Annotated in this window: 22 protein-coding genes, 14 tRNA genes and 4 rRNA genes; 38 read left to right on the top strand and 2 right to left on the bottom strand. The window is 47.1% G+C overall.

Annotated features, from left to right (window positions below; all coding sequences use genetic code 11):
• The first annotated feature begins 127 nt into the window (after positions 1-127).
• The 18 genes from R50345_RS26935 (at position 128) to R50345_RS26850 (ending at position 6,525) form a co-directional block, all read left to right on the top strand.
• Positions 128-1,685, top strand: a 16S ribosomal RNA gene (locus R50345_RS26935).
• A 124-nt stretch (positions 1,686-1,809) separates the two neighbouring features.
• Positions 1,810-1,926 (top strand): 5S ribosomal RNA (gene rrf, locus R50345_RS26930).
• A 41-nt stretch (positions 1,927-1,967) separates the two neighbouring features.
• Positions 1,968-2,044: transfer RNA gene (locus R50345_RS26925), tRNA-Ile, on the top strand.
• Positions 2,045-2,064: 20 nt separating this feature from the next.
• Positions 2,065-2,140, top strand: a tRNA-Ala gene (locus R50345_RS26920).
• Between the two features lie 165 nt (positions 2,141-2,305).
• Positions 2,306-5,234, top strand: a 23S ribosomal RNA gene (locus R50345_RS26915).
• Between the two features lie 74 nt (positions 5,235-5,308).
• Positions 5,309-5,425 (top strand): 5S ribosomal RNA (gene rrf, locus R50345_RS26910).
• Together the 16S, 23S and 5S rRNA genes with 14 tRNA genes alongside form the textbook arrangement of a ribosomal RNA operon.
• A gap of 6 nt (positions 5,426-5,431) precedes the next feature.
• Positions 5,432-5,507: transfer RNA gene (locus tag R50345_RS26905), tRNA-Asn, on the top strand.
• Position 5,508: 1 nt separating this feature from the next.
• Positions 5,509-5,584 (top strand) — tRNA-Thr (locus R50345_RS26900).
• An 11-nt stretch (positions 5,585-5,595) separates the two neighbouring features.
• A tRNA-Glu gene (locus R50345_RS26895) sits at positions 5,596-5,670 on the top strand.
• 40 nt (positions 5,671-5,710) lie between these two features.
• A tRNA-Val gene (locus R50345_RS26890) sits at positions 5,711-5,786 on the top strand.
• Between the two features lie 43 nt (positions 5,787-5,829).
• A tRNA-Gln gene (locus tag R50345_RS26885) sits at positions 5,830-5,904 on the top strand.
• 5 nt (positions 5,905-5,909) lie between these two features.
• Positions 5,910-5,982, top strand: a tRNA-Lys gene (locus tag R50345_RS26880).
• Positions 5,983-5,997: 15 nt separating this feature from the next.
• Positions 5,998-6,081, top strand: a tRNA-Leu gene (locus tag R50345_RS26875).
• A gap of 6 nt (positions 6,082-6,087) precedes the next feature.
• A tRNA-Gly gene (locus tag R50345_RS26870) sits at positions 6,088-6,162 on the top strand.
• Positions 6,163-6,170: 8 nt separating this feature from the next.
• Positions 6,171-6,247, top strand: a tRNA-Arg gene (locus R50345_RS26865).
• A 30-nt stretch (positions 6,248-6,277) separates the two neighbouring features.
• Positions 6,278-6,351, top strand: a tRNA-Pro gene (locus R50345_RS26860).
• A 12-nt stretch (positions 6,352-6,363) separates the two neighbouring features.
• Positions 6,364-6,437 (top strand) — tRNA-Gly (locus R50345_RS26855).
• Between the two features lie 14 nt (positions 6,438-6,451).
• Positions 6,452-6,525 (top strand) — tRNA-Pro (locus R50345_RS26850).
• 97 nt (positions 6,526-6,622) lie between these two features.
• Here the strand turns inward: R50345_RS26850 and R50345_RS26845 are convergent.
• Together R50345_RS26845 and R50345_RS26840 are read right to left on the bottom strand one after the other, a co-directional pair.
• Positions 6,623-7,036, bottom strand: a complete 414-nt coding sequence (locus R50345_RS26845; protein ID WP_042132516.1) for an ImmA/IrrE family metallo-endopeptidase — start codon at positions 7,034-7,036, stop codon at positions 6,623-6,625.
• A 31-nt stretch (positions 7,037-7,067) separates the two neighbouring features.
• On the bottom strand, positions 7,068-7,496 hold the full coding sequence (locus tag R50345_RS26840) for a helix-turn-helix domain-containing protein (RefSeq protein WP_042131203.1): 429 nt from the start codon (positions 7,494-7,496) through the stop codon (positions 7,068-7,070).
• 286 nt (positions 7,497-7,782) lie between these two features.
• On the opposite strand from R50345_RS26840, the gene R50345_RS26835 reads away from it, so the two are divergent.
• From R50345_RS26835 to R50345_RS26740, 20 genes are all read left to right on the top strand, one after another.
• Positions 7,783-8,277: an ArpU family phage packaging/lysis transcriptional regulator gene (locus R50345_RS26835; protein WP_042132515.1), complete on the top strand. Its 495-nt coding sequence runs from the start codon at positions 7,783-7,785 to the stop codon at positions 8,275-8,277.
• A 427-nt stretch (positions 8,278-8,704) separates the two neighbouring features.
• Entirely contained in the window at positions 8,705-9,118 is a 414-nt protein-coding gene (locus tag R50345_RS26830) for a phage tail terminator family protein (RefSeq protein WP_042131202.1), read from the top strand.
• A complete protein-coding gene (locus R50345_RS26825) occupies positions 9,115-9,294 on the top strand; it encodes a hypothetical protein (protein ID WP_042131201.1) in 180 nt (59 codons plus the stop codon). Before R50345_RS26830 ends, R50345_RS26825 begins: the two co-directional genes overlap by 4 nt.
• The gene (locus tag R50345_RS26820; protein ID WP_042131199.1) at positions 9,294-10,616 is read left to right on the top strand and encodes a phage tail sheath family protein; all 1,323 of its coding nucleotides are present in this window, start codon (positions 9,294-9,296) and stop codon (positions 10,614-10,616) included. The genes R50345_RS26825 and R50345_RS26820 overlap by 1 nt, the downstream gene beginning before the upstream one ends.
• A gap of 1 nt (position 10,617) precedes the next feature.
• Complete coding sequence (locus R50345_RS26815; RefSeq protein ID WP_042131198.1) at positions 10,618-11,088, top strand: phage tail tube protein; 471 nt, start codon at positions 10,618-10,620, stop codon at positions 11,086-11,088.
• A 113-nt stretch (positions 11,089-11,201) separates the two neighbouring features.
• Entirely contained in the window at positions 11,202-11,624 is a 423-nt protein-coding gene (locus R50345_RS26810; protein WP_042131197.1) for a phage tail assembly chaperone, read from the top strand.
• Positions 11,625-11,814: 190 nt separating this feature from the next.
• Positions 11,815-13,839, top strand: coding sequence for a hypothetical protein (locus R50345_RS26805; RefSeq protein ID WP_042131196.1), 2,025 nt, complete (start codon positions 11,815-11,817; stop codon positions 13,837-13,839).
• A gap of 1 nt (position 13,840) precedes the next feature.
• Positions 13,841-14,593, top strand: a complete 753-nt coding sequence (locus R50345_RS26800) for a LysM peptidoglycan-binding domain-containing protein (RefSeq protein WP_042131195.1) — start codon at positions 13,841-13,843, stop codon at positions 14,591-14,593.
• 9 nt (positions 14,594-14,602) lie between these two features.
• Positions 14,603-15,565: an XkdQ/YqbQ family protein gene (locus R50345_RS26795; RefSeq protein ID WP_042131194.1), complete on the top strand. Its 963-nt coding sequence runs from the start codon at positions 14,603-14,605 to the stop codon at positions 15,563-15,565.
• A 5-nt stretch (positions 15,566-15,570) separates the two neighbouring features.
• Complete coding sequence (locus R50345_RS26790; RefSeq protein ID WP_042132514.1) at positions 15,571-15,867, top strand: DUF2577 domain-containing protein; 297 nt, start codon at positions 15,571-15,573, stop codon at positions 15,865-15,867.
• Positions 15,864-16,295 carry a DUF2634 domain-containing protein gene (locus tag R50345_RS26785; RefSeq protein ID WP_042131193.1) on the top strand — a complete coding sequence of 144 codons (432 nt, stop codon included), beginning with the start codon at positions 15,864-15,866 and terminating at the stop codon, positions 16,293-16,295. Before R50345_RS26790 ends, R50345_RS26785 begins: the two co-directional genes overlap by 4 nt.
• Positions 16,288-17,346, top strand: coding sequence for a baseplate J/gp47 family protein (locus tag R50345_RS26780; protein WP_042131192.1), 1,059 nt, complete (start codon positions 16,288-16,290; stop codon positions 17,344-17,346). The genes R50345_RS26785 and R50345_RS26780 overlap by 8 nt, the downstream gene beginning before the upstream one ends.
• Position 17,347: 1 nt before the next feature.
• Positions 17,348-17,761 (top strand): hypothetical protein, encoded by a 414-nt coding sequence (locus R50345_RS26775; protein ID WP_042131191.1) that lies wholly within the window; start codon positions 17,348-17,350, stop codon positions 17,759-17,761.
• A gap of 1 nt (position 17,762) precedes the next feature.
• Positions 17,763-18,785, top strand: a complete 1,023-nt coding sequence (locus R50345_RS26770) for a DUF2793 domain-containing protein (RefSeq protein WP_042131189.1) — start codon at positions 17,763-17,765, stop codon at positions 18,783-18,785.
• 11 nt (positions 18,786-18,796) lie between these two features.
• Complete coding sequence (locus tag R50345_RS26765; RefSeq protein ID WP_081954205.1) at positions 18,797-19,132, top strand: hyaluronate lyase N-terminal domain-containing protein; 336 nt, start codon at positions 18,797-18,799, stop codon at positions 19,130-19,132.
• Positions 19,133-19,135: 3 nt separating this feature from the next.
• Complete coding sequence (locus R50345_RS26760) at positions 19,136-19,747, top strand: putative phage tail protein (protein WP_042131188.1); 612 nt, start codon at positions 19,136-19,138, stop codon at positions 19,745-19,747.
• Between the two features lie 11 nt (positions 19,748-19,758).
• Positions 19,759-21,249, top strand: a complete 1,491-nt coding sequence (locus R50345_RS26755) for a hypothetical protein (RefSeq protein ID WP_042131187.1) — start codon at positions 19,759-19,761, stop codon at positions 21,247-21,249.
• Positions 21,250-21,262: 13 nt separating this feature from the next.
• Positions 21,263-21,706 carry an XkdW family protein gene (locus tag R50345_RS26750; protein WP_042131186.1) on the top strand — a complete coding sequence of 148 codons (444 nt, stop codon included), beginning with the start codon at positions 21,263-21,265 and terminating at the stop codon, positions 21,704-21,706.
• Between the two features lie 23 nt (positions 21,707-21,729).
• Complete coding sequence (locus tag R50345_RS26745; RefSeq protein ID WP_042131185.1) at positions 21,730-21,945, top strand: hypothetical protein; 216 nt, start codon at positions 21,730-21,732, stop codon at positions 21,943-21,945.
• Between the two features lie 94 nt (positions 21,946-22,039).
• Positions 22,040-22,321: a hypothetical protein gene (locus tag R50345_RS26740; protein WP_036681272.1), complete on the top strand. Its 282-nt coding sequence runs from the start codon at positions 22,040-22,042 to the stop codon at positions 22,319-22,321.
• Positions 22,322-22,323 lie beyond the last annotated feature (2 nt).

Genomic DNA, 22,323 nt, shown 5'->3' with positions numbered 1-22,323 from the left:
GGAAATCACGAAAGTGAAATCCGAAACTGATGAGTTTCACAGCGTATTTTACGCTTTTGAAATTTCATCGTGAGAATTAATTTTCTCGTCAGATGTTTCAAAATGAGCATATCGCTCTTTTCAATACTAATTGGAGAGTTTGATCCTGGCTCAGGACGAACGCTGGCGGCGTGCCTAATACATGCAAGTCGAGCGGAGTCATTTTGAAAGCTTGCTTTCAAAATGACTTAGCGGCGGACGGGTGAGTAACACGTAGGCAACCTGCCCCTTAGACTGGGATAACTACCGGAAACGGTAGCTAATACCGGATAATTTCTTTTTTCTCCTGAAGGAAGAATGAAAGACGGAGCAATCTGTCACTGAGGGATGGGCCTGCGGCGCATTAGCTAGTTGGTGGGGTAACGGCCCACCAAGGCGACGATGCGTAGCCGACCTGAGAGGGTGAACGGCCACACTGGGACTGAGACACGGCCCAGACTCCTACGGGAGGCAGCAGTAGGGAATCTTCCGCAATGGACGAAAGTCTGACGGAGCAACGCCGCGTGAGTGATGAAGGTTTTCGGATCGTAAAGCTCTGTTGCCAGGGAAGAACGTCCGGTAGAGTAACTGCTATCGGAGTGACGGTACCTGAGAAGAAAGCCCCGGCTAACTACGTGCCAGCAGCCGCGGTAATACGTAGGGGGCAAGCGTTGTCCGGAATTATTGGGCGTAAAGCGCGCGCAGGCGGTCATTTAAGTCTGGTGTTTAAACCTTGGGCTCAACCTAAGGTCGCACTGGAAACTGGGTGACTTGAGTACAGAAGAGGAAAGTGGAATTCCACGTGTAGCGGTGAAATGCGTAGATATGTGGAGGAACACCAGTGGCGAAGGCGACTTTCTGGGCTGTAACTGACGCTGAGGCGCGAAAGCGTGGGGAGCAAACAGGATTAGATACCCTGGTAGTCCACGCCGTAAACGATGAGTGCTAGGTGTTAGGGGTTTCGATACCCTTGGTGCCGAAGTTAACACAGTAAGCACTCCGCCTGGGGAGTACGGTCGCAAGACTGAAACTCAAAGGAATTGACGGGGACCCGCACAAGCAGTGGAGTATGTGGTTTAATTCGAAGCAACGCGAAGAACCTTACCAGGTCTTGACATCCCTCTGAATCCACTAGAGATAGTGGCGGCCTTCGGGACAGAGGAGACAGGTGGTGCATGGTTGTCGTCAGCTCGTGTCGTGAGATGTTGGGTTAAGTCCCGCAACGAGCGCAACCCTTAACTTTAGTTGCCAGCAAGTAATGTTGGGCACTCTAGAGTGACTGCCGGTGACAAACCGGAGGAAGGTGGGGATGACGTCAAATCATCATGCCCCTTATGACCTGGGCTACACACGTACTACAATGGCCGGTACAACGGGAAGCGAAGCCGCGAGGTGGAGCCAATCCCATCAAAGCCGGTCTCAGTTCGGATTGCAGGCTGCAACTCGCCTGCATGAAGTCGGAATTGCTAGTAATCGCGGATCAGCATGCCGCGGTGAATACGTTCCCGGGTCTTGTACACACCGCCCGTCACACCACGAGAGTTTACAACACCCGAAGTCGGTGGGGTAACCCGCAAGGGGGCCAGCCGCCGAAGGTGGGGTAGATGATTGGGGTGAAGTCGTAACAAGGTAGCCGTATCGGAAGGTGCGGCTGGATCACCTCCTTTCTATGGAGAATCGTCTTCTGCAATGAAGACATTCAAATCGGAAGTTAAACTTCCAAAATAGAACCTTCGGGTTCAAACACTCACTCGTGTTCAGTTTTGAAAGAGCAAGTCTCTTTCATATGCGTTTGGTGGCGATAGCGGAGGGGTTCCACACGTACCCATCCCGAACACGACCGTTAAGCCCTCCAGCGCCGATGGTACTTGGACCGAAGGGTCCTGGGAGAGTAGGACGCCGCCAAGCGAACAACCACTTTGGTTGATTCACAATATTATATGTTATATGGGCTTTTAGCTCAGTTGGTTAGAGCGCACCTCTGATAAGGGTGAGGTCGGTGGTTCGAGTCCACCAAGGCCCACCATATAACTTATATCCCTTTATGGGGCCATAGCTCAGCTGGGAGAGCGCCTGCCTTGCAAGCAGGAGGTCAGCGGTTCGATCCCGCTTGGCTCCACCATAATTTTAAATCAATACTTTCTTTAACATTGATCCTTGAAAACTGGATACCGAAACGAATTTGCGTTTTAGAACATCTTTTAGCAACTTGTGTAAACAAGTAAATGTTATTAGTGAGATGATTCCAAGAGAGATATCGTATGATATTTTCCTTCGGAAAAATCATGGTTAAGCTAATAAGAGCACACGGAGGATGCCTAGGCGCCAGGAGCCGACGAAGGACGTGGCGAACAACGAAACTGCCTCGGGGAGCTGTAAGCAAGCTTTGATCCGGGGGTGTCCGAATGGGGAAACCCAGCTGTGGTAATTCGCAGTTACTCATACCTGAATACATAGGGTATGTAGAGGCAGACCAGGGGAACTGAAACATCTAAGTACCCTGAGGAAGAGAAAACAATAGTGATTCCGTCAGTAGCGGCGAGCGAACGCGGAACAGCCTAAACCTAAGAGCTTGCTCTTAGGGGTTGTGGGACGTCTCACATGGAGTTACAAAGGAATATGGTAGGTGAAGAGGTCTGGAAAGGCCCGCGATAGAGGTAAAAGCCCTGTAACCTAAACTGTGTTCTCTCCGAGACGGATCCCGAGTAGTGCGGGGCACGTGAAACCCCGTATGAATCCAGCAGGACCATCTGCTAAGGCTAAATACTACCTGGCGACCGATAGTGAAACAGTACCGTGAGGGAAAGGTGAAAAGCACCCCGGAAGGGGAGTGAAATAGAACCTGAAACCGTGTGCTTACAAAAAGTCAGAGCCCTATTAATGGGTGATGGCGTGCCTTTTGTAGAATGAACCGGCGAGTTACGTTTAACATGCAAGGTTAAGTCGAGAAGACGGAGCCGCAGCGAAAGCGAGTCTGAATAGGGCGAATTAGTATGTGGACGTAGACCCGAAACCGTGTGATCTACCCCTGTCCAGGGTGAAGGTGCGGTAACACGCACTGGAGGCCCGAACCCACGCACGTTGAAAAGTGCGGGGATGAGGTGGGGGTAGCGGAGAAATTCCAATCGAACTCGGAGATAGCTGGTTCTCCCCGAAATAGCTTTAGGGCTAGCCTCGGTATAAGAGTAGTGGAGGTAGAGCACTGATTGGGTGCGGGGTCCGCAAGGATTACCAAGCTCAGTCAAACTCCGAATGCCATATACTTATTGCCGGGAGTCAGACAGTGAGTGCTAAGATCCATTGTCAAAAGGGAAACAGCCCAGACCATCAGCTAAGGTCCCCAAGTGTGTGTTAAGTGGGAAAGGATGTGGAGTTGCACAGACAACCAGGATGTTGGCTTAGAAGCAGCCACCATTGAAAGAGTGCGTAATAGCTCACTGGTCGAGTGACTCTGCGCCGAAAATGTAACGGGGCTAAACACACCACCGAAGCTATGGCTAGATACGTATGTATCTGGGGTAGGGGAGCGTTGTATGTGGGTTGAAGGTGTACCGTAAGGAGCGCTGGACAGCATACAAGTGAGAATGCCGGTATGAGTAACGAAAAGATCAGTGAGAATCTGATCCGCCGAAAGCCCAAGGTTTCCTGAGGAAGGCTCGTCCGCTCAGGGTAAGTCGGGACCTAAGGCGAGGCCGAAAGGCGTAGTCGAAGGACAACAGTTTGAAATTACTGTACCACCGTAATCCGCTATGAGCGATGGGGTGACGCAGGAGGGTAGTGACGCGGACTGATGGATATGTCCGTCTAAGCAGTGAGGCTGATGTGTAGGCAAATCCGCACATCATTAAGGCTGGGCTGTGATGGGGAGCGAAAATTGTAGTAGCGAAGGTCATGATCTCACACTGCCAAGAAAAGCCTCTAGCCAGGAGAAGGTGCCCGTACCGCAAACCGACACAGGTAGGCGAGAAGAGAATTCTAAGGCGCGCGGAAGAACTCTCGTTAAGGAACTCGGCAAAATGACCCCGTAACTTCGGGAGAAGGGGTGCCCCGGTAGTGTGAATAGCACGAGGGGGCCGCAGTGAAAAGGCCCAAGCGACTGTTTAGCAAAAACACAGGTCTGTGCGAAGCCGCAAGGCGAAGTATACGGGCTGACGCCTGCCCGGTGCTGGAAGGTTAAGGGGAGTGGTTAGGGGTAACCCGAAGCTATGAACCGAAGCCCCAGTAAACGGCGGCCGTAACTATAACGGTCCTAAGGTAGCGAAATTCCTTGTCAGGTAAATTCTGACCCGCACGAATGGCGTAACGACTTGGGCGCTGTCTCAACGAGAGATCCGGTGAAATTTTAATACCTGTGAAGATGCAGGTTACCCGCGACAAGACGGAAAGACCCCATGGAGCTTTACTGCAGCTTGATATTGAATTTGGGTACGATCTGTACAGGATAGGTGGGAGCCGTAGAAATCGGAGCGCAAGCTTCGGTGGAGGCGCCGTTGGGATACCACCCTGATCGTATCTAGGTTCTAACCTAGTGCCCTAATCGGGTACGGGGACCGTGTCAGGCGGGCAGTTTGACTGGGGCGGTCGCCTCCTAAAGAGTAACGGAGGCGTTCCAAGGTTCCCTCAGAATGGTTGGAAATCATTCGAAGAGTGCAAAGGCATAAGGGAGCTTGACTGCGAGACCTACAAGTCGAGCAGGGACGAAAGTCGGACTTAGTGATCCGGTGGTACCGCATGGAAGGGCCATCGCTCAACGGATAAAAGCTACCCTGGGGATAACAGGCTTATCTCCCCCAAGAGTCCACATCGACGGGGAGGTTTGGCACCTCGATGTCGGCTCATCGCATCCTGGGGCTGAAGTAGGTCCCAAGGGTTGGGCTGTTCGCCCATTAAAGCGGTACGCGAGCTGGGTTCAGAACGTCGTGAGACAGTTCGGTCCCTATCTGTCGTGGGCGCAGGAAATTTGAGAGGAGCTGTCCTTAGTACGAGAGGACCGGGATGGACGTACCGCTGGTGCACCAGTTGTTTCGCCAGAAGCATGGCTGGGTAGCTACGTACGGACGGGATAAGCGCTGAAAGCATCTAAGCGTGAAGCCCCCCTCAAGATGAGATTTCCCAATTAGTAAGACCCCTTGAAGACGACGAGGTAGATAGGTTGGAGGTGGAAGTGCAGTAATGCATGGAGCTGACCAATACTAATCGGTCGAGGGCTTATCCTATACTTAAAATGCAAATTCAATTCGGATTCAGTTTTCAGGCGATTAAGCCTGAGCATTTACGCTGTAAATGCCCGTTTGGTGGCGATAGCGGAGGGGTTCCACGCGTACCCATCCCGAACACGACCGTTAAGCCCTCCAGCGCCGATGGTACTTGGACCGAAGGGTCCTGGGAGAGTAGGACGTTGCCAAGCGGATATTCCCTGATAGCTCAGTTGGTAGAGCACTCGACTGTTAATCGAGTTGTCACAGGTTCGAGTCCTGTTCGGGGAGCCATGCTCTCATAGCTCAGCAGGTAGAGTGCTTCCATGGTAAGGAAGAGGTCACCGGTTCGAATCCGGTTGAGAGCTCCACAGATTTGCAAGGCCCGTTGGTCAAGGGGTTAAGACACCTCCCTTTCACGGAGGTAACATGGGTTCGAATCCCATACGGGTCACCAACTTTTACTTGTACTTACCCTTAGAGGGTCCCATAGATATGGAGGCTTAGCTCAGCTGGGAGAGCATCTGCCTTACAAGCAGAGGGTCGGGGGTTCGATCCCCTCAGCCTCCACCATAATCTTCCTGAGAGATTATGGGCAACATAGAGGTAGCATCAATGGGGATTAGCCAAGCGGTAAGGCAACGGACTTTGACTCCGTCACTCATAGGTTCGAATCCTATATCCCCAGCCAAGTGCGAGCCATTAGCTCAGTTGGTAGAGCACCTGACTTTTAATCAGGGTGTCGAAGGTTCGAGTCCTTCATGGCTCACTTTTATTATTACATGCGCGTGTGGCGGAATGGCAGACGCACCAGACTTAGGATCTGGCGTTTCACGACGTGGGGGTTCAAGTCCCTTCACGCGCACCATATTTTGCGGAAGTGGCTCAGCGGTAGAGCATCGCCTTGCCAAGGCGAGGGTCGCGGGTTCGATTCCCGTCTTCCGCTCCATAATTTTTGCGCCCTTAGCTCAGCTGGATAGAGCGTTTGACTACGAATCAAAAGGCCGGGAGTTCGAATCTCTCAGGGCGCGCCATTTTTTTATTAAGCAATCATAGCATTATAACGGGATGTAGCTCAGCTTGGTAGAGCACCTGGTTTGGGACCAGGGGGTCGCATGTTCAAATCGTGTCATCCCGATTTTTCACCTTTGCGGGTGTAGTTCAATGGTAGAACTTCAGCCTTCCAAGCTGATAGCGTGGGTTCGATTCCCATCACCCGCTCCATAATTTTATAGTAACGGGATGTAGCTCAGCTTGGTAGAGCACCTGGTTTGGGACCAGGGGGTCGCATGTTCAAATCGTGTCATCCCGATACTCAGCTTAATCGCTCTTAGAAGCTCTTACTTCGGTAAGAGCTTTTTTGTTATGTAATGATTTAATACGCATGTATTGATATAACATATGCTCTATCATTCTTCCAAAAGAAATTGAACTTCTGGTGGAATACCAATTCGTAAATAATAACTTTTCCATGATTCTTCTTGCTCAGGATTGCTACCTGTGGATAGTAGCTTTACAGCAAAGACATTAGCTTGACGTTCAAGCTTCCCAGGAGAGAAGTAGGAGCTTTCCTCTAAAAAAAAGCGGTTAATCCCCTTATGAAGTCGATCATGTCCTAATTCATGCGCACAAACGAAGCGCTGCCACTCAACTGGCAACTCATTATGAATGACAATAAATCTTCTTCTTAGTTTTCGGTAATATAATCCCTTTGTGCCTGTCCCAAGGTTCATGAAACGAATGTGAATACCCAGCGCTGAGGCCAGCTCGAACGGACAGTTGGTTTTATATTTTTTAATCAGATTATTGATCAGTTCATCCATATTCTTCACCTGCAGCATGTTAGTGTAGTTATTAAGTGTTGTTGGATTTATTTCTCTTGTTCATTTGTTTGGCTTCCCAGAATAAGCCGGTCAGTACATCTTTAATCCTCTGCTTGTCTTCCTTGTCTAGTGGAATTCCATCAAACATCAGCTCTCCATCATCCTCTAGCATTTTACGAAAGTCACGCTTATCCTTGCTTGTAGCCCACTCTGGGACAATCTCTTCGCTTGGAAGGGCTTGCTCCTGCAAATACCCCGCTTGATCCATTAGCTGCTCGTACGGGACGCCTAAGGCCTCAGCTATTTTGCGTAACGTAGTTGGCTTAGGAACGCCTCTTAGACCATTTTCAATCCGTGAAATCTGTGATCCGCTAATCCCCGCTGCTGCTGCCAATTGATTAATGGTGAGTCCCTTTGTTTCGCGAAGTTGCTTCATGTAATCCCCAAATTCTTGTTTCATCTCAACCACTCCTTATAGACTGAAGCTTATGATATTAATATAAGCCATTTTTGCCAATTGGTAAACAACAAAGCGTATATTATTGCCAAAAGGCAAGAAAATGAAGGGAAAGCTATTCTTTTTCGCCCAAAACAGACTAAAACGGGGTTTTACGAGATTGGTAGAGAAGTGGTATATTATAGAAAAATACGAACAGAATACGAACACTTTTATATTTTAGCACATTGCTTAGGAAACTTCCGCAATTTAATCTCATTCTGTCAAACCTAAAGGAGTGCATAAAATGATGAACTTATCTGCTTTACCAGAGTTAGACCGTCGCCGAACCCAGGTCGCTATAGAGAGTATGTTGGAGAAATACCGTATTTTTAAGACCGTTACATTTGAGGCTAAGGAAGCTAGCACTACGTATTCATATACAGAAAGATTTCATGGTCCTACGAATACAGTTACTGATCAGACTGCTGCGATAGCTTCTTATAATGTGGATATACCGGCTGCCAGGAGGGCTTTTTGCTCGGCGATAGACTCTGTGGTAGAGAGACTTGATACGAGGGAACAGCAATTAGTAAGAGAGCGTTATATGAAAAGAGACGAAACGTACGATTATACGATTTACAATCATGTGTTTGATCCACCGGTGAGTAAGGATACTTACGTGAAGATACGCTCGAAGGCTTTTTATAAGATGGCTTTGGCTTTAACGGATCTCGGTCTACTATCCCTTAACACCTTAATAACAGCACCAAGAGTGAAGAAAGAGAAGGTTAGTATTACCTAAGAGATATAGATGGTTACTTAAGAGACTGTGTCATCCGAGCGGATGATGCGGTCTTTTTTTATGAGCAGATGACCCCTCCGAAAAACCGCTCTTTACCATCCCAAAGCTAGCTTAAACCTCGTCGGTATACCGTCTCTGCAAGGCAAATAGGGGTGTATATTTATAACATGGCAAATGAAGCAAAAAGAACACCGCAAGAGCATGAATGCTCTGCTACACGTTCCGCCCTAGTGGTGATAAGAACAAATCTAGCGGTGAAAGATTCTTTTGGCATTGGCCTAGTATAGAAGGGTATTATCCAATATCGGATAGTATCCTTTTTTGTTCTTAGTTTTAGTAGAGGAGGTGTTTTCTTAATGTTAATGCAATTGAAGGTTAACACCATCAAAGATCGGCGAACCGCCGCAGTTCAGAAAGGAATGGAGTGATGTCGGTACAACAATTACGAGAACACATTACGAGTGCGCTGGAGAAGTACTTTCCAGATGTGCCTGTATATGTGGAGGGAGAGAAACCTCAGACGGCTTATTTTTATCCCGGACTGATCTCAGCGACTCTGGATCGGCAGCGGGAAGGCAGATATTTAGCGGTTTATCGCTTCGGTATCCGTTATGAACAAGGAAGTCTACTGGAGGCTGAAAGAATGGCTGATGAGCTAAGTGAGGTAATGGCTGGGATCGAGCAAGAGGGTGGCTCCTTTCGTGTAGCTAGGCAAGCCTGGGAAGCTGGGGTAGAGGGGCATGGGCCGCTTTTTACAACGGACTATATGGTGTATTTGCAAAGTGAGAAGCCAGACCCCATTAAGATGGGACAAATGATTGGAGGAGAAAGACTGAAATGAGCACAAAGGTGAGTAATGGAGATCGTTTTGGTAAAGAGCAGATTGTGAATTCATCGCTTTTTACGGCTAAGGAAAAGGATGTGCTGAACGTTATTTTGCAGGATAACAAAAGTTATATGATCGAAGAAGCGAAGCAATCTATGGGATTGTTTATTAATAAGGAGGTTTTGAACTAATGGCAGGCGGAACATGGACAACTCAAAACAAAGTGCGCCCAGGGGTGTACGTAAATGTAGCATCGAATCAAGGTGCCATCGGCAAAATGGGAGAACGCGGGATTACTGCTTTGGCACTTGCTTTATCTTGGGGAGAAGCTGGAGTGATCATGGAGATTACCCCGCAGGACGACGTGAATAAGCTACTAGGTTATGATTTGGAACATCCAACATTGCTGCCAGTACGCGAAGCGCTGAAACGTGCGGGAACGTTACTGCTCTATCGATTGAATGAAGGGGTTAAAGCGGCGGTCACGAACAATGGTCTACAGGTTACGGCTAAATACGGTGGTGTACGCGGAAACGATCTTTCTGTTGTTATTGAGAAGAATATTGAGAATAATGATCTTTTTGATGTAAAGACACTGCTGAATGGAGCTGAACTGAATAAGCAAACGGTTGGAACGGCTGAAGAGTTGGTCGCTAACGATTATGTACAATTCCAGAAAAATGGCGCAGAAGGCTTGAAGCTAACCGCAGGGATGCCGCTTATTGGCGGAGCTAATGGTACGGTGACAAATGGTGCACACAGCGATTTCTTATCTGCTCTTGAGGTGCTTGAGTTCCAAACGGTTGGACTAGTATCGCAGGATAGTACGCTTAAGGCACTGTATAGCTCTTGGGTGAGACGACTGCGGGATGCGGAAGGTAAGAAAGTGCAGGCTGTACTATCGGATTATGCTACTGCGGGTCATGAGGGTGTGATCAGCGTGAAGAATGGGGTAGTACTGAGTGACGGAACTACGATTGATAACAACAATGCTGTTGCTTGGGTGGCCGGTGCTACGGCTGCTGCTGCGGTTAATCAATCGCTGACTTATCAGGGCTATGACGACTCGGTTGATGCTGATGTACGGCTTAGCCATTCTGAAACGACAGCAGCTTTGCTGCAAGGCGAACTGCTCTTTACTTACAGTGGAGGGCGAGCTGTGGTGGAACAGGATATTAACACGTTTACGGCATTCTCTCCGGATAAAGGCAAAGCGTTCTCCAAAAATCGTGTGTTGCGTGTGCTGGATGGGATTGCGAATGATCTGAAGCGTATTTTTGAGAACTACTACATTGGTAAGGTAGCTAATAATGAAGATGGACGGGCTCTGTTCTGGTCGCAATGTGCAACTTACATGAATGATCTGCAGGATATTGGGGCGATTGAAAGCTTTAATGCGCAGACTGATGTTGTCGTTGTGGCAGGTACCGATAGCGATAGTATTGTACTCGACGTAGCAGTGAAGCCAGTTGATTCCGTAGAAAAAGTATATATGAAAGTGAAGGTGGTTTAAGATGGCATTTTTAAAAGCTAGCGATACGATTTCCGGCCAGGAGGGCCGTGCGTATGCGGTGATTGGCACGCAAACTGAAGAGATGTTCTATGTGAAGACGCTTGAAGCAACGGTAGAAAAAACAAAGGCGGAAGTGAAGACACTCGGCCGACGTGGTGTTCAGCATAAAGCGACTGGATGGTCGGGCAGCGGTTCGATGACGATTTTTTATATGACTAGCCGTTTCCGCCAGATGATGCTTGATTATATGAACACAGGTGTCGATCAGTATTTCGATATTGAGGTTACGAACGAAGACCCATCGTCCAGTGTGGGAGCACAACGTATTATTTTAAAAGGCGTGAACCTTGATAGTGTCATCATGGCTTCTCTTGATACAGAATCAGATGCGCTGGAAGAAGAAGTGAGCTTTACCTTTGAAGACGTGCAGATTGTGCAAGCTTTTGGCGCTCCGGCCGGCTCAGGAAAATAATAAAGACAACTAGATAGGAGCAAGTAAGGCCCGGGCGTGCAGGTGAGCGGCGGGTCTCTTCTCTGTCTAGTTAGTAGTACTAGAAGAAACTAAATCATTTTAGGAGGAAGACAATGAGTGAATTAAGTTTGTTTTTTGCGCAAAATGTAGCATGTGACACGACCGAGGAGTTTGTGGTATCGCAGCGTTTTAAGGATAAGGAAGGGAACGCAGTTGCCTGGAAGCTACGCAGTATGAACGAGGATGAGAATCAGGAATGCCGTAAAGCAGCTACTCGTAAGGTCAAAGGTAAGAACGGAGTGTATACCTCCGAGATTGAACCGAATGATTATATGGCTAAGCTGATGACTTCAAGTGTGGTGCATCCAGATCTGAAAAATGCCGAGTTACAACGTTCTTATGGTGTTCTTGGTGCTGAGACGTTGCTGCGTAAAATGCTGCTCCCAGGTGAATTCGCCGCGCTGGGTGAACGGGTACAGGCCTTGAATGGCTTCGGTACAGATATGAACGAGCTGGTGGATGAAGTAAAAAACTAATCAACGAGGGCGACAGCGAAGCTAACTTAGCTTACTACGCCCTCCACGAGCTTCATATTTTACCGCATGAGCTAATGAAGCTGTCCTCACGTGAACGAGCCGCAATTTATGCGATGATCGCTGTTCGGGTGGAGAAGGAGAAGCGGGATCAGGCACGGAGTAAGGCGAGGAAGAGATAGGGGGTGAATGAATGGCAGGTATGCAAAACAATATAGCTGGAATCCAGCAAGTCTCCAACCAATGGATCAATGATATAACCAATCAAATTACAACTCAGGTTTCTGCAAATATTTCAAATTCCTTTTCCGCAACTTTAAACCGAATAAGTATGAAAATAGTCAATAAACCCGTGTACAACATCACTAACAATTACAGTGCAGCTTATACCAGAATTCAAGCTTCTATTGGAGGCGCAGTACAAGCTCAGGAGAGACTGAACGATGCGGCAGAACAAGGAGCAGCAGGTGCTGAACAGCAGGCGGGCACTTGGGAAAAGATTACAGGTGCTTTTGGGAAAGCCAAGGGTGTGCTGGATAAAGTTAAAGGAGTTATGGAAAAGGTGCTTGCGCCTGCGGCCGAACAGCAAAAGTGGGAAGATCTTTTTAAAGTCAAAACCGGAAATGCTGATGTTGGTACGGCTATGTTTGATAAATTCAAGAAGAGAGCACTAGATACCGGGCAGGATGTCAACAAGTCCATGGAGAGTGTCTTATCGTTTTATCCTAAAACTCAAAATACAGATCAGCTAGATAAGCTAATGGATTATTCCACAAGGCTAAGCATGATGTCTCCGGAGGGAAAGGATATTGGTGATACTTCATCGGCGATTACTTCTGCTTTTGAGGGCGATTCCAGTGATTTAGCGTCCATGCTTCAGGTGGATAAAGAGGATCTGGGCGGACTTGATCTAGTGGCCGGAACAGGTAATATGGAAGCCTTTTTGAGTACTTTGGGCGATATTATGACAACGTCAGGTATGACGAGTGATTCGCTGCAAACCATGATGGATTCACCCGTTAATCAATGGCAAGCTCTTCTTGGAAACTATAACAACTCTCTGGCTGGTATGGGAGAAGGTGCTCTTGCGGCATTGTCACCACTATTAGGCATTCTTAACCAGGCATTTTCAGATGGAAGCTTTCAGCCAATTATCGATGGGATAGCGATTGGACTGGCGATACTTGCACAAGTATTCTCGCAGGTCGTACAAGGTGCATTGTATCTCTGGAGTGTTCTTAGCAACCCTGTTGTTTTGCCGATTGTTTTGGGTGTTGTTGCTGGAGTTATTGCATTAGCAATCGCGATGAATGCCTCAACAATTGCAACTAGAATTTCATCTATTGCTACCGGAATTGCTACCGCAGCCCAAGGCATTTTCAACGCTGTGATGAGTGCTAATCCAATTGCACTTGTAATTGGACTTATAGTTGCGCTAATAGTAGCTTTTTTAGGGATAGTAGCGGCACTTCAACCGGTTAGGGACTTTTTGGCGAATATGTTCAGAGGACTGGGACAGCTCGTTGCAGAATTCGTAGGCTTTGTTATCGATCTTTGGACCGGATTTGTTAATGGTATTATTGGCGCCGTGAACTTTTTGCTAGATAGTATAAATAAAGTAGTTGGAGCTGTTGGTAAATTTATTGGTATAGAGTCGGAGATCAATCTTCATATTGAAGAGGTTGATAGCAGTAAATTCAAAAAGGATTTGCAAATGGACATTGGAGCTTCTTTTAATTCAGGGGCAGAAAAGATCCAAAATTTTGATATCAATAAGTTTAAAGAAAAACTGAACGTAGGTGGAAATAAGAGTAATAACAACACATTAAATCAGTGGAATACTACTCATCCAGGGGATTTGTCAAAACCTTTGCAAACGCCTACCGTACCTGAAATTCCAGCAGTTCCTACGTTGAATACACCTTCATCTACGGGTTCTTTTCAAAATGCAGGGGCTCCGGGTAATCTAAACACCGTCAACCGTGTGAATGAACTCGGATCCATCAACGACACCGTAGACATCTCCAGCGATGATCTGAAAATGCTGCGGGAGTTAGCTGAGATTCAGGCGATCCAGAATTTTGTAGAGCTGACGCCGACGGTGCAGGTCACGACCGGGAATATTAATAATGCCGGAGACATTGATTCGATTATCAACAAGATTGGGCAAAAGCTGAACGAGGAGTTTGTCTCTACGGCGCAGGGGGTGTATACGTAACGTGGAAGAGTACGGGATATTTCTTGGTTTTAATAATCAGGCGGAAGCATTCCGACTGCCAGTCAATCCAGAGACTTTGGAAATCAAGGAAAGCGGGGATGGGAAGAGCTATACCATTATCGATCTAGGTGAGATTAATACGATTGCTTATCCGAAGCTGACGGAGATCACAATCGAAAGTATTTTTCCGGCACAAAGGTATCCGTTTGTATTAGTACAAGAGGATGGGTTGAAGAGACCTTTTGAATATGTGGAGCTGATTAAGAAGTGGATGACGAGTCGCAGACCTATTCGTTTTGTATTTTCCGGGGTGAGCTATACTGATGACTTGAAAAAAGCGGATGGGAAGCTAAACGACGCCAAGAAATGGTTAAAGGATTCATCGACTAGTGAGGATAAATCCATAGAGATTGATTTCGGTGTGAATATGGCTATGAGTATTGAAAGCTTCTCTTGGAAGCTCAGTGCAGGTACATCAGGGGATATTGAATATTCGTTATCTCTCAAAAAGTATGTATTTTATCAGGCGGTAGCTGTTAAAGTCGTCAAGGATGAAGTGAAGGTAGAACAGAAGCGGGCGAACGAAACTCCCAAACCTAAAACGTATATCATGAAATCTAAAGATAATCTATGGAAAATCGCTAAAGAAATCCTTGGAGATGGTAATAGGTGTTGGGAAATCCAGAAACTTAATGGCATTAAAGATAGCGAGCTGAGGAAGCTTCCAATCGGTAAGGTCATTAAGCTGCCGTAGGAGGATGTTATGGAGCTGCTTGTGAAGAATAAGGAAGGTAATCTATGGGATATTTCAGGCATCGTCTCGGATATTTCGTGGAAAACAGCTCGGTCTGGCAAACCGGCAACGCTAGAGTTAACACTTGTGGACAGTGGAATCTATCAGCATCCTAAGTTCGGTATCAGCAACGGTGATATTATTCAGTTCAGCAAAGATAATGTGGATGTATTCTACGGGTTTGTGTTCAGTATTGATACAGGCTCGGATCAGGAGATTAAGCTGACTGCCTATGATCAGATGCGTTATTTGCTGGGCAATGGCAGTTATGTTTTGCAGGATGTTACGGCTAATGATGTTATCAAAAAAATAACGCAAGACTACGGACTGCAGACAGGTGTGCTGGAGGATACAGAGTACCGGATTCCCTCTTTAATCGAGGATGACAAAAAGCTGCTGGACATCATTATGGGAGCGATCGGCAGTGAGCTTCAGTATAAGGGGCGGTTGATGGCCTTTTACGATGATTTTGGTAAGCTAACGCTGCGAAAACCGGAGTCTATGCTGCTTAATCTGGTGTTGGGAGCGGGGCATTATCTGTATGACTATTCGCTCAAAAAAAGTATTGATGATGATACGTACAACACGATCTTTTTATACAAGGATAATGAGAAGTCTGGTAAGCGTGATTTCTTTCCGGTTAGCGATAAGGATAATGTGAAACGCTGGGGTATCCTCCACTTGTATCAGAAGGCTGATGACAAAGCGAATGCTGCACAAATTCAGGAGAAGGCAAATAATCTGCTAAAAATGCACAACCGTGAAAAGCTTAGTCTCTCCGTACAGGCGATTGGTGATATGCGCGTAAGGGCTGGTAATTTCATATATGTCCTGCTTGATGAATTTAAGACTCAGGTGTTTCTGGTGGATCAATGCAGTCATAAGATTTCCGGTGGGGAGCATACGATGTCCCTCGATATAAAGGTGGTGTAGAAATGATGTTGGATATTATAAAAAAAGCAAGCCTAGGAGCCGTGGGAAATACAAATCCCGTGGCTTTTTCTTATGGGACGGTAACGGAGGTAGCTCCCTTACAGATCCAGGTGGATCAACGTTTTATTTTATCGGGGAATGCGCTAGTGCTACCTGAATCGGTAATGGAATGTAAAGTCGAGCTAGAGGGTAGAGAAGTGGTAGTGCGTCGAGGACTTGCCTCTGGTGATCGGGTTCTGATGGTTCGGATGCAGGGTGGACAAAGCTATATTGTTCTGGATCGGCTGGTGAGTCCAATATGATTCCTGCGATTGGAAAAGCTGGACCGATAACTGCCCTTCTTGAAGGCGAGGTCAACCTTGAGCGTGGGGAAAACCCTAGTCTAACCTACCGAATGGATTGGGACAGAAAAAGGATCACTGGCCAAGCGGATGGACTTGAGGCAGTGCAGCAGGCAGCGGCCAAAATTCTGCGAACCGATAGATTTGAACATCTGATTTACAGTTCGGATTACGGAACAGAGTGGCAGCTGGTTTTGGGTAAGGATCTGCTGTTAGTCAGAGCTGAAATCAGACGTGTCGTTAGTGAAGCCTTACTTCAGGATGAACGAATCCTTAGCTTAGAAAATATTGAGGTTTCTTTTAACGGGGAGAATCTAACTTTTGAATGTAAGGTGGTCACACGTTATGGGAATTTTCAGCTGAGAAAGGAGTGGAATGAGGATGTATGAGGATCAGACGTATGAGGCTCTTATGGAACGGATGCTGGACCGGGTTCCGTCAGGTCTGGATAAACGCGAGGGCAGCATCATTTATGACGCGCTCGCTCCGGCAGCAGCAGAGCTGGCGCAAATGTACATTGAGCTGGATGTGAATAATAATCTGTATTTTGCAGATACGGCTACCGGTGAGTACTTGGAGCGAAGTATCTCCTGGTCAGGAATTGTAAGGCGTGAAGCGAGCAAGGCGCAGCTGAAGGGGATTTTTTATAAAGCGGATGGGGGACTTCTGGATGTACCTCTCGGCAGCCGTTTTTCTCTCGATATGCTGAATTATACGGCTGTGGAAAAGTTATCTCCTGGAGTGTATCGGTTGGAGAGTGAAACCGCTGGAGAAGAAGGAAACCGATATTTTGGCTCTTTGCTGCCGGTGGATTATATTTTAGACCTCGCGCGCGGAGAAATAGCTTCTCTTCTGATCCCTGGGGAGAACGTCGAAAGTGATGAATCGCTTCGCCAGCGTTATTTGGATTCAGCCAGACGCCCAGCTACTAGCGGCAATAAATATCACTACATGGAGTGGGCAATGCAGGTTGCAGGGGTAGGAGGCGCTCGTGTTTTTCCATTATGGAATGGTCCTAAGACGGTAAAGGTGATTATCGTAGATGCTGAGAAACTTCCTGCTTCTGAACTGCTGGTGACTAAGGTTCAGCATTACATTGATCCGGTCTCTGGAGAGGGTGAGGGGCAAGCCCCTGTAGGTGCTGTTGTATCGGTGGCGTCGGCAACGGGCAAAAGCATCAGTATAAGTGCAAAAGTAACCCTTGCTTCAGGTTATGCGCTGCAAGCTGTTAATGAAGAATTCAAGGCGACTCTTGAGAGCTATCGCAAGGAGAAGGCTTTTTCAGCAACCTATATTAGTCAGTCTGTAATTGGTGCACTATTGCTAGCTACTGAGGGAGTCGCAGATTACAGTGAGCTGAAGCTGAACAGTGGAGCGGGCAACGTAATGTTGAGCGAAGAAGAAGTGCCGTTGTTCGGCAATGTTTTACTGGAGGTGTAGCATGGGTTATCCAGAGCAAATTGATATTTTTCAAGAAAAGCTTAATAAAAAAGCAAACGGTGCCAGTTATGTTATTGAAGAGAGATTATCGCTTGTAAATGGCATGTATAGTGGTGCGCTTGCGCATGACAACATCAATAATCAGAGCATCGCAGTGTACACAGGGTCACAGTATTCCGGGATCGAGCTACGTAATTTTACGGTGTCTTTTCCGGATGAAGCGCCGTGGCGACGGTTGATTAAGATTTTTGCCGATGTGCCTGAGGTTTATGTGACTTACGAAACCCCCGGCGATACCGTTGAAGCAGAGGATATTAACGGTTTGCAGGAAAGTCTTACTGCTGTTCAAACTGAAATAGAACGGTATAAGAACAAGGGACAGATTGACGGAGGATCATTCAGAAGAGAGGTGTAAAATGGCACAGACCATACAAATAAAGCGGGGAACAAAGGCTGAGCTAACGAGTTATGGCGTGTTGAAGGCGGGTGAGCTTGGTTTTTGCAATGATACAAAGGAAGTTTATATTGGTGACGGTACGTCTAATTCCATGGTCGGAAGGGCGTTGTCCGGGCCAGAAGCCTCGCGTCCAGTTGCTGGAGCCGTTGGCCGGTTGTATTACGTGACTACGGGTTCGAATAGCGGATATTTATATTTTGATGATGGGGCAGCTTGGCGGCGGGTGAATGCGCAGAAGCTTAGTGACCTGACGGGTACAATTGACGATATCGCTGATGGAGCAACCTACGCGAAGGTGCTTAAAGCGGATATTAGTGCGGGACATATCAATAAAGTATCAGATGGCACGAATGTAAAGACTGCCGCTGAGATCAAGACTCACATTGACGATGTGACCAAGCACCGGACAATCAATGATGCCGGGACTACGATTACAGACTTGTGGTCTGCACAAAAGATTAAAAATGAAATTGAGCTGGCTAAGCATAACATCGAACCGCAAGCGTCGGTAAAAGATCAGAACCTGCTGGCTCCACCAGCCAGTCCGGTTGAGGGTGATCGATACATTATTCCAGCTGGAGCAACTGGGGCATGGGCGGGAAAAACGAATCAAATCGTGGAGTACCAATCTGCTGCTTGGGTATTTTATGTTCCTGCCGTAGGCTGGACCACTTATGTTGATGATGAGCAGAAGATTTATAGCTGGAACGGCAGCGCATGGGTTCGAACGGGTGGTGCATTACAGACCATTACAGCTGGAAACGGACTGATTGGTGGTGGACAGGCCGATGCTGTGACGCTGAATATTGGTGCAGGCAATGGGATTACGGTCACTGCAGACGCGATTGCGGTTACAGCTGGAAAAGGGATCACTGTAGATGGTGCCGGTGTAGCTGTAAGTGTGGATGGAAGTAGCATCATTTATGATGCGGCGAATGGCAATAAACTTACCGTAGCCAGTATTGATGGCGGAACTTTCTAGGGGGCGGGACAATGGCTTTAAAGACATTGATTCAAATACGCCGCGGATTGGAAAGTGCGATTGGAGCACTGGCTATTGGTGAGCTTGGCTACTGTACAGACACAGGTAAGCTATATATCGGTTCTGCTGCTGGGAATGTCTTGCTAGTTGCGGCACAAAGTACCGGGGACATGCTGAAAAGCATTTACGATACGAATAATAATGGCAAGGTGGATTTCGCTCAACAAGCGGATAGTGTAGCTTGGGCGGGGGTAGAGGGGAAGCCATCAGTGTTTCCTCCAGCGACGCATACACATGATTATCTGCCTAAAGGCCCTCTAACCTGGAATCAAATGAAGGGGGTGTAGGGGATGAGCTATGGCAACTCTTTATTCAGCGAATTATTGTATTCCGCAGATGAAGATTCGAATCATCCGGATGAAGTCGAGGCGCCTGATCTAATGCAGTATTTGCCGGATTATTATAAGGATGTCCGTGAAATAGAGAAGCTTCAGGAGACCATCGGGCTAGAAATTGGTGGACTGAAGGTAGGCACTATAGATGTACTGGATCAGGCGTTTGTTGAAACGGCAACGGTGAGCCTTGGACGTTGGGAAGCTGAACTTGGATTAAATATCGATTTATCCAAGTCATATGCCACACGCCGAGAGATGATTAAGGCGAAGCTGCGTGGAAACGGGACGACAACGCCGGAGATGATCCAGCGGACGGCATCCGCTTTTTCAGGTGGAGTGGTTGAAGTTAAGGAAGTGCCTGATGAGTATCGTTTTGAGATTCATTTTGTGAGTACACTGGGCATACCTCCGAATATGGCAGGGTTGATTCAAATTATCGAAGAAATAAAACCTGCGCATTTAGCTTATGAATTTGTGTTCAGCTATACCTGGTGGGACTCTGTTAAGGCTTTGACCTGGGAGAATGCTCACAGTAAAACATGGAACGAATTAAGAACTTATAGATAGGAGAGTGACACATGCAAATCACAGGAAATTTGGGATTAAAGAAGCCCGAGGGAACAGATATCGTTGATATTGCCGATCTGAACGGGAATATGGACATCTTGGATAATGCCGTTAATGGCAAGGTTGATAAAGTAACTGGGAAACAGCTGTCTACGAACGACTACACTACGGCGGAGAAAACGAAGCTGGCGGGGATTGCTACGGGGGCGAATAACTATTCGCATCCTAATCACACGGGGGATGTTACTAGTAATGGTGATGGAGTTACGGCTATTGCGGCTGGGGTGATTGTTAATGCAGACGTTAATGCTGCGGCTGGGATTGATGCCTTGAAGATTGGGACTGGCGTGGTCTCGAACACGGAGTTCGGGTATTTGGATGGGGTGACTAGCGGGATCCAGGGGCAGTTGAATGGTAAGGCGCCGTTGGTTACTACGCCTCAGCAGACTACCGCTGATATTACGTATTATGTGCGGACGGATGGGAATGACACAAACAACGGTTCAGCCAATACGTCAGCAGGGGCATTTAAAACAATCAATAGGGCTATCGGCATGATTCCTCAAGTTGTTAATCATACTGCATCTATAAATGTTGCATCTGGAACCTATGCCGAAGATGTGAGAATAAGCGGCAAAGTAGGCGGTGGTCATGTTCAATTTATGGGTACTTCTGTAACTATCCGCTCCTTCGTGGCTGAACGGTGCAATCGTATTGTTATAGACGGATTTTCTGCTAATACCACAACCTCAATGGGTTTTAATGCGTATGACGGCGGAAACATCGACATTAAAAATTGCTCCTGTGAAACTACCGCTAATTATCCGGGAATTAATATTGCAGGTCAAAACGCAGACATTAGAAATTCTTCGGTATCTGGACGGAACTTTGGAATAATAGTCGGAAGTGCTTCGATTGTTACATCACTCAATAACACGGGGCAAGCGAATGGCGTGGGTCTTTACGCTAGTCATGGCGGTTCAATCTATAAATATGGCTCACAGCCATCAGGAATAACTTCCGAAGGCTCATTAAATGGTATCATCACAAGTGGAGTTTTTAACCCATGGGGAGATAATACAACCACATCACGCCCGACCGCTGAAATGGGCCACACCGGGGCGGATCAATTCGCGAGCGCGGGTGTTTGGAATAAAGTATTATTCAACCTATCTCTATACAATATTAAAAACACTGCGAACGCAGCAAATAGTAGAATGGTAGCTCCAGAGACAGGAGTGTACTTGTTGAATGTTCGAGTAGCTATCTCTAACACGGGCGTGGGGAGAGGGGCTTTGGGGATCTTTGTGAATGGAATTTTAAATTCCGTAATAACAGAACAAACAAGTGATGCTATTCAAGTTGGTCTTTCACTGGGCGGTTCGGCACTTCTCCGTCTTGATGCGGGACAGTATATGGAAGTTTATTTAAACCCTATACAAAACGTTTCAATACCATCCAGTGACCAATATACGCATGTATCTTTAATAAGAATTGCATAAAGGAGGGTGAAAGATGAATATAGCACTAGCAATTATGTATCTATACCCATACGCTAATCCATTTCGTGACTTTGTCGTCCAAGACAATGGCGCTGAACCTGTATTGCACGAGGGAGCCGAAGAAAAAGGTCGTGTCCGATATGAGATCAAGCCGCCAGGCGAAGGAGAAGAACCCTTAGAGGGCGTACACTACTGTTACGGCATTGACTATAACCTACTGGTCGAGGGTGAACACTACGACCTTGTAGAGAGAGGCCCATACATCGCCGCCTGGAACCTAGACGTACCACAACCAACAGAAGTAGAACTCGAAGCAGCGTGGGAAGCCTACCTAGAGGCCGAAGCCAAAAAGCCGCCAGAGTTAAGCGAGGTTGAGCAACTGCGCGCAGAGAATATGGCTTTGCAAGATCGGCTACAAGACATCGAAGTCATTATGGCTGAATTACTCAGCATATAACCAAAAGGAGTTGAGTTGTAATCATGACTATGGATTCACTTACCGCAGCCAAAATCCGGCTGATGACTAATGCCTGCATCACTCGTTATGATCGTGAGGAAGGTCCGATAGAGGATATCATTTCTTCCTATAACATGCAGCCGGATAATGAGATTTTGGTAAAGGTGCAGATTATCGAAAAACGATCAGATATACCATTTGTTGAACATAATTCTTCTGAGCAATCATCAGCTATATAACTTGCACGCATTCAAACAGGAGCGTGTTTTTTTGTGCCCTCGGTACCCCGGGGGCTGCTTACGCATCAACATCATTACAGAAAGGAGCGGACGAATGGGCGAAGGGGATATTGCGCAATTGGAGAAGCTGCTGCCATTGGCGGATAAGTATGGGCTGGCTTATATTGTTGCTTTCATTTTGATGATCGTGCTGATGGTGTTATTGCGTGCGATTGTCAAAGGGAACCTTGTACCGCGAGAAATGCTGGATCGGGCAGAGGAGGATCGGGATCGTCTGCAAGCGATTTTGGATAAGGAGCGCTCAGAGTTTATGCAGCCCACACTGGACGTCTTAAAGAAACTGAAGATTGACCATACGGAAGACAGGGGGAGTTAGGA

It is taken from the genome of Paenibacillus sp. FSL R5-0345, from assembly GCF_000758585.1.
GTDB lineage: Bacteria > Bacillota > Bacilli > Paenibacillales > Paenibacillaceae > Paenibacillus_AQ.
Note: the sequence above shows the minus strand (reverse complement) of the source record. Positions and strands in the feature narration are given on the sequence as shown.